Origin of the sequence: Streptomyces cahuitamycinicus (genome assembly GCF_002891435.1) — a bacterium.
GTDB lineage: Bacteria > Actinomycetota > Actinomycetes > Streptomycetales > Streptomycetaceae > Streptomyces > Streptomyces cahuitamycinicus.
Window position 1 is genome coordinate 1 of record NZ_POUC01000438.1, and the last position, 6432, is coordinate 6432.

Here is a 6432-nt window from a genome sequence, read left to right on the forward strand (position 1 = left end):
GGCCCGACCCGGCAACGTCCAGTCGCGTCAGCGCCTCCGTGGCCTCCCGCAGGGCCTCCGCCAGTTCCCGCTCCGCCTCGCTCAGCGACGGCACATCCGCGGGCGGCGCCTCCCGCACGGGCAGCACATGCCACACCACCTCGACCTGCACTCCCTCGGGCCCGGCCTCGTACACGTCAGGCACCAGCCCGTACCCGGCTCCGTGACAGACCACCGCCTCCTCAGCCTCCAGGGCACGCGCGTTGAACTCCGGCGGCCCGCTCAGCCCCAGCGGATGGCCCGGCGCGGGCAGCGCCACCCGCAGCCCGGTCACCCCGAGCGTCCGCAGCCGCCCGAGCGCGAGTGTCAGCCCGACCTGCCCCGACTCACCCGGCAGCCCCTCCACCCTGTGCACCGCGTCCGCGCCGACGACGGCCAGGACAGCGTCATCGGGCGAGACAAGTCCGGCCAAAAGGGCATTTCCCCAAGCTGCGAGACGTCCAGCACGTGGTTCCGAAAGCATGCCTCCAGCCTAGGACCCTCCAAGGACCGGACCGAGGGAATGCCCCGGCCGACCGGTGGCGTAGATTTCATGGAGGGCTGCGCCCACCGGCGCGGCGGACCGAGCCACAGGCTTACGCGACAGCCGAGACCGGCCACACTGCAAGGGGAGACAACGCGCTCATGAGCGATGTTCTGGAGCTTCAGGACGTATCCGTGGTCCGTGAGGGCCGGGCTCTGGTGGACCAGGTCTCCTGGTCGGTCAAGGAGGGCGAGCGCTGGGTCATCCTCGGCCCGAACGGCGCCGGCAAGACCACCCTCCTGAACCTCGCTTCCACCTACCTCTACCCCAGCGCGGGCACCACCACCATCCTCGGCGAGACCCTCGGCCGCCCCGGCACCGACGTCTTCGAGCTGCGCCCCCGCATCGGCATGGCCGGCATCGCCATGACCGAGAAGCTCCCCAAGCGCCAGACGGTCCTGGAGACGGTCCTGACCGCCGCGTACGGCATGACCGCCACCTGGCACGAGGACTACGAGGACATCGACGAGCAGCGCGCCCGGGCCTTCCTCGACCGCCTCGGCATGAGCGAGTACCTGGACCGCAGGTTCGGCACGCTCTCCGAAGGCGAGCGCAAGCGCACCCTGATCGCCCGCGCCCTGATGACCGACCCCGAGCTGCTCCTCCTCGACGAGCCCGCCGCCGGCCTCGACCTCGGCGGTCGCGAGGACCTCGTCCGCCGCCTCGGCCGTCTCGCCCTCGACCCGATCGCTCCCTCGATGCTCATGGTCACCCACCATGTCGAGGAGATCCCCCCGGGCTTCACCCACGTCCTCATGATCCGCCAGGGCAAGGTCCTCGCGGCCGGCCCGCTGGAGCTCGAACTCACCTCACGCAACCTCTCCCTCTGCTTCGGCCTCCCGCTCGTCGTCGAACAGTCGGGCGATCGCTGGACCGCGCAGGGCCTCCCGCTCTCCTGAGCCACCCCGCGCCGCGCAAATCCCTGAGTCGGAACGGGATTTCACACCGCGGGTGCCCTGTCGGCGAGAGGGCTCGCGGACCTACCATGACCATGTGGAAATCGACGCATGGCTGTGGTGGCTGATCGGCGCGGCAGCGCTCGGCATCGCGCTCGTGGTGACCGCGATGCCCGAACTCGGCATGCTGGCGGTGGGCGCCGTCGCCGCGGCGGTGGCCACCGGCGTCTTCGGCGGCGGAGCCGTCGCCCAGGTCGTGGTCTTCGCCGTCATCTCGGCCGCGGGAATCGCCGTCGTACGGCCCATCGCGAACCGGCACCGTGCTCAGCGACCCCAATTCGCCTCGGGCGTGGAGGCGTTGAAGGGCAGACGAGCCGTCGTCCTGGAACGCGTCGACGCCTCCGGAGGCCGGATCAAGCTGGCCGGAGAGGTCTGGTCGGCCCGCGCCCTCGACACCGACCGCGCATACGAATCAGGCGAGGAAGTGGATGTCGTGGACATCGAGGGAGCGACCGCGATCGTCATGTGACCTCGCAGGACGCAACTGGGGTGAACTCCTCGCCAGCCACACGACGGTCTGTCAGACTCGACCAGCAAGATCTCCGACAACCATGAGATCTGCCGAACGCGCCGAAGCGAAGAAGGGATACGGGGAACGACGATGGAACCGGTCATCATCGTCCTGATCATTCTGGTGGTGTTGGTCTTCATCGCCCTGATCAAGACGATCCAAGTCATCCCACAGGCCAGTGCGGCCATCGTCGAGCGCTTCGGGCGCTACACGCGGACACTCAACGCGGGCCTCAACATCGTCGTCCCGTTCATCGACACCATCCGCAACCGCATCGACCTGCGCGAACAGGTCGTGCCCTTCCCGCCGCAGCCGGTGATCACCCAGGACAACCTGGTCGTCAACATCGACACCGTCATCTACTACCAGGTGACCGACGCACGGGCCGCCACATACGAAGTCGCCAGCTACATCCAGGCGATCGAGCAGCTCACCGTCACCACGCTCCGCAACATCATCGGCGGCATGGACCTGGAGCGGACCCTCACCTCGCGCGAGGAGATCAACGCGGCCCTGCGCGGCGTCCTCGACGAGGCCACCGGCAAGTGGGGCATCCGCGTCAACCGCGTTGAGCTCAAGGCGATCGAACCGCCCACCTCCATCCAGGACTCGATGGAGAAGCAGATGCGCGCCGACCGCGACAAGCGCGCCGCGATCCTCCAGGCCGAAGGTGTCCGGCAGTCCGAGATCCTGCGCGCCGAAGGTGAGAAGCAGTCCCAGATCCTGCGCGCCGAAGGTGAGGCCAAGGCCGCCGCCCTGCGCGCCGAAGGTGAGGCCCAGGCCGTACGCACGGTCTTCGAGGCCATCCACGCCGGCGACCCGGACCAGAAGCTCCTCTCCTACCAGTACCTCCAGATGCTCCCCAAGATCGCCGAGGGCGACGCCAACAAGCTCTGGATCGTCCCCAGCGAAATCGGCGACGCACTCAAGGGCCTTTCCGGCGCCATGGGCAACTTCGGCGGCCTCGGCGGCGGTTCCGGCGGCAACGGGGGCGCGTCCCAAGCCGGCGTCCCCGCCCAGGAGCGCCGCGAGAAGCCGTCCATCGACTGACCCGGCACAAACGGAGGGGTCCGCTTCCCCAAGGAAGCGGACCCCTCCGTACGACCGCTCTAGGCCGCGGGCTGCGCCAGCCACTCCGGCAGCGCGTCGATGTCGTCCTGCCCCAGCGCCAGCAGCATGGCGTCCGCCGGAGTCGGCTCGAACGGCTGCCGCAGCAGCGGCATCGCCGCCTGCTCCGGAGTCCGGTTCGCCTTACGGTGATTGTCCTGCGCACACGAGGCCACCGTGTTCAGCCACGTGTCCTGACCCCCCTGCGACCGCGGCACCACGTGGTCCACGGTCGTCGCCCGCCTCCCGCAGTACGCGCACCGGTGCCGGTCCCTGATCAGCACGCCCCGCCTCGACCACGGCGCTCGTCTTCGGAACGGCACCCGTACGTACTGGCAGAGCCTGATCACACGGGGCGCCGGTATGTCGACCGCGGCTCCCCGCATCCGCAGTTCGGGGTGGGCCTGCTCGACGACGGCCTTGTCCTGAAGCACCAGAACGACGGCTCGGTTCAACGTCACCGTCGACAGCGGCTCGAAGCTCGCGTTCAGCACCAGCGTGTCCCGCATACCAGCCCACCTCCCGTGTGCACCGGCCCACCCCCTGGCGGGCTGAGGTCAACTCTGGCCGGGCACGCCGAGATGGACAACGCAATATCTGCTGCTCCCGCGGGGGGTGACCCCCGCGACCCCCGGCAACAAAAATGCCCGCTCCTGATCAATTCCAAGACCAGGAGCGGGCAAACGTCCCGTGAACGCCGGGATCACAGGCGGCTTCCTCAGCCCTCGGCGGGCACCTCGTACTCACCGATCAGCTGGGCCCGCCCGATCGTGTGGAACCTCAGGTTGAAGCCGACCACGGCCGGCGACGCGTCCGCGTCCGGCCCGAGCTTCTCCTCATCCACGGCGTACACCGTGAACACATACCGGTGCGGCCCGTCCCCGGGCGGCGGCGCGGCCCCGCCGAACTCCTTGCCGCCGTAGTCGTTACGAGCGTGGACCGCACCTTCCGGCAGACCTTCGAACTTGCCACTGCCCGCACCGGCCGGCAGCTCTGTCACCGATGCCGGGATGTCGAACAGCACCCAGTGCCAGAACCCGCTGCCCGTCGGAGCGTCGGGGTCGTAGCAGGTCACGGCGAAGCTCTTGGTCTCGGGCGGGAAGCCCTCCCACCGCAGTTGCGGCGAGGTGTCGCCGGCCGCCTGGACCTGAGCGTCCTTGAGCGCCGCACCTTCCTCGATGTCCGCGCTCGTCACCGTGAACGACGCAACGGGCGGATGGAAGTCGTGGGGGAGCGGCCGCCGCTTGAGCTCGGTCACCTCGGTACCTCCTGATCGTTTCCTGCAGTCACTCCCGAGCCTAGGGCCTGCCTAGAACCAGTTGCGCTTGCTGCCGACCTCGGAGAGCCACTGGTTGAGGTAAGCGGTCCAGTCGGTCCCCTGGTAGTCGTTGAGACCCACCTGGAAGGACCGGAAGGTGTCGCTGCTCTCGCTGAACAGCCCCGGCTTCTTGTCCATCTCCAGCACCACGTCCATCGTGTGCTGGTCGGCCACGAAGCTCAGCTCGACCTGGTTCAGTCCCCGGTACTGCTGCGGCGGGTAGAACTCGATCTCCTGGTAGAACGGCAGTTTCTGCCGCGTACCCCGGATGACACCGCGCTCCATGTCCGCGTTCTTGAACCGGAAGCCCAGCTGGATGAATGCGTCGAGGATCGCCTTCTGCGCCGGCAGCGGGTGCACGTTGACCGGGTCCAGGTCACCGGAGTCCACCGCACGCGCGATCTCCAGCTCGGTCGACACCCCGATGTTCATGCCGCGCAGCGCCTGACCGTCGATCATCGTGATCGGCGTCTCCCACGGGATCTCAAGACCGAACTGCACCGCGTGCACGGCGTTCGCCTGCAGCTCGAACGCCCCGCCCAGCCGCGACTTCGTGAACTCGATGTCCTGCTTGTACTCCTGGTCGCCGCTCTCCACCTCGACCTTGGCCTGCAGCCCGACCGAGAGCCCCTCGATCTGCTGGTCGACCGACCCGCCCTGGATCCGCACCTCACCCTGGACGACACCGCCCGGGACGACGTTGACCTCGTGCAGCACGGTCTCGACCGAAGCCCCGCCGGCCCCCAGGCTCGCGAGCAGCTTCTTGAACGCCATGTCTCTCCCTCTCGCCCACTACGGGTGGATCCCTTGATCCCTACAAACGCGATCCGGCCGTGGCCGGTTCCATGCCCCACCCTGGCAAGGCCGGCGTCCGACGGCCACCCCGCGGCATCCGGCGTCTCCAGTACCCTCGGACGGCATGATCGCGACCCCCGACCGTACGCCCCTGTCCAGGGAGTTCTTCGACCGGCCCGTCCTCGATGTCGCCCCCGACCTCCTGGGCCGCATCCTGGTTCGCAGCACCCCGGACGGTCCGATCGCCCTCCGCCTCACCGAGGTCGAGGCCTACGACGGTGCCGACGACCCCGGCTCCCACGCCTATCGCGGACGCACGGCCCGCAACGACGTGATGTTCGGTCCACCCGGTCACGTGTACGTCTACTTCACCTACGGCATGTGGTTCTGCATGAACCTGGTCTGCGGCCCCGAGGGCAGGGCGAGCGCGGTCCTCCTCCGCGCCGGCGAGATCATCGAGGGCGCCGAACTGGCCCGCACCCGGCGACTCTCGGCCCGCAACGACAAGGAACTGGCCAAAGGACCGGCCCGCCTGGCCACGGCCCTCGACGTCGACCGTTCCCTCGACGGCACGGACGCGTGCACGTCCGAAGACACCCCGCTCCGCATGCTGACCGGCACTCCCGTCCCCTCCGACCAGGTACTGAACGGTCCCCGCACCGGCGTGGGAGGCGACGGAGCCGTGCACCCCTGGCGCTTCTGGGTCGCCAACGACCCGACGGTGAGCCCCTACCGGGCCCATGTCCCGAGGCGCCGCCGAAGTTGACTCGCCCTGGCAGGGTGCGTAATGTAGTCCGAGCCGCTGAACCGGGTATGGCAATCGCCAGCAGCCGGAAGCGACAAAACCACTACCCAACGACTCCCCTCAGCAGGGGCGAATTCGGCGTGCCCGCATGCCTGAATTCGACGCCGGCAGACTCGATTATGAGTTGGACGGGGAATCGGCTAACGTAGTGAATGTCGAAAGGCCGACAGGCGAAAGCCCGGGCCGCACGGCAAATCCCGCCGACAGGGAATCGGATCGAAAAGGATCTGATAGAGTCGGAAACGCAAGACCGAAGGGAAGCGCCCGGAGGAAAGCCCGAGAGGGTGAGTACAAAGGAAGCGACCGTTCCTTGAGAACTCAACAGCGTGCCAAAAGTCAACGCCAGATATGTTGATACCCCGTCTCCGGCCATCATGG

General features: G+C 68.3%; 8 protein-coding genes. 4 read left to right on the forward strand and 4 right to left on the reverse strand.

What is annotated here, in order from left to right:
- Window positions 1-502: Rv1486c family protein (locus tag C1J00_RS35955; protein ID WP_500691496.1), on the reverse strand; the 502-nt coding region annotated here is incomplete at its 3' end.
- Window positions 503-663: 161 nt separating this feature from the next.
- Between C1J00_RS35955 and C1J00_RS35960 the strand changes: the two genes are divergently transcribed.
- From C1J00_RS35960 to C1J00_RS35970, 3 genes are all read left to right on the forward strand, one after another.
- Entirely contained in the window at window positions 664-1461 is a 798-nt protein-coding gene (locus tag C1J00_RS35960; protein WP_102913137.1) for an ABC transporter ATP-binding protein, read from the forward strand.
- Between the two features lie 94 nt (window positions 1462-1555).
- Window positions 1556-1987 carry an NfeD family protein gene (locus C1J00_RS35965; protein WP_102913138.1) on the forward strand — a complete coding sequence of 144 codons (432 nt, stop codon included), beginning with the start codon at window positions 1556-1558 and terminating at the stop codon, window positions 1985-1987.
- Window positions 1988-2119: 132 nt separating this feature from the next.
- Window positions 2120-3079, forward strand: coding sequence for an SPFH domain-containing protein (locus C1J00_RS35970; protein WP_102913139.1), 960 nt, complete (start codon window positions 2120-2122; stop codon window positions 3077-3079).
- Window positions 3080-3138: 59 nt separating this feature from the next.
- Here the strand turns inward: C1J00_RS35970 and C1J00_RS35975 are convergent, their stop codons facing one another.
- The 3 genes from C1J00_RS35975 to C1J00_RS35985 all read right to left on the reverse strand — a co-directional run bounded on the left by C1J00_RS35975 (window position 3139) and on the right by C1J00_RS35985 (window position 5228).
- Window positions 3139-3645, reverse strand: a complete 507-nt coding sequence (locus C1J00_RS35975) for an HNH endonuclease (protein ID WP_102913140.1) — start codon at window positions 3643-3645, stop codon at window positions 3139-3141.
- A gap of 209 nt (window positions 3646-3854) precedes the next feature.
- Window positions 3855-4394 carry a YbhB/YbcL family Raf kinase inhibitor-like protein gene (locus C1J00_RS35980; RefSeq protein WP_102913141.1) on the reverse strand — a complete coding sequence of 180 codons (540 nt, stop codon included), beginning with the start codon at window positions 4392-4394 and terminating at the stop codon, window positions 3855-3857.
- A gap of 51 nt (window positions 4395-4445) precedes the next feature.
- The gene (locus tag C1J00_RS35985) at window positions 4446-5228 is read right to left on the reverse strand and encodes a sporulation protein (RefSeq protein ID WP_102913142.1); all 783 of its coding nucleotides are present in this window, start codon (window positions 5226-5228) and stop codon (window positions 4446-4448) included.
- Window positions 5229-5373: 145 nt separating this feature from the next.
- Here C1J00_RS35985 and C1J00_RS35990 point away from each other — a divergent pair, with 145 nt between their 5' ends.
- Window positions 5374-6015, forward strand: coding sequence for a DNA-3-methyladenine glycosylase (locus C1J00_RS35990; protein WP_102913143.1), 642 nt, complete (start codon window positions 5374-5376; stop codon window positions 6013-6015).
- The last annotated feature ends 417 nt before the right edge of the window (window positions 6016-6432 follow it).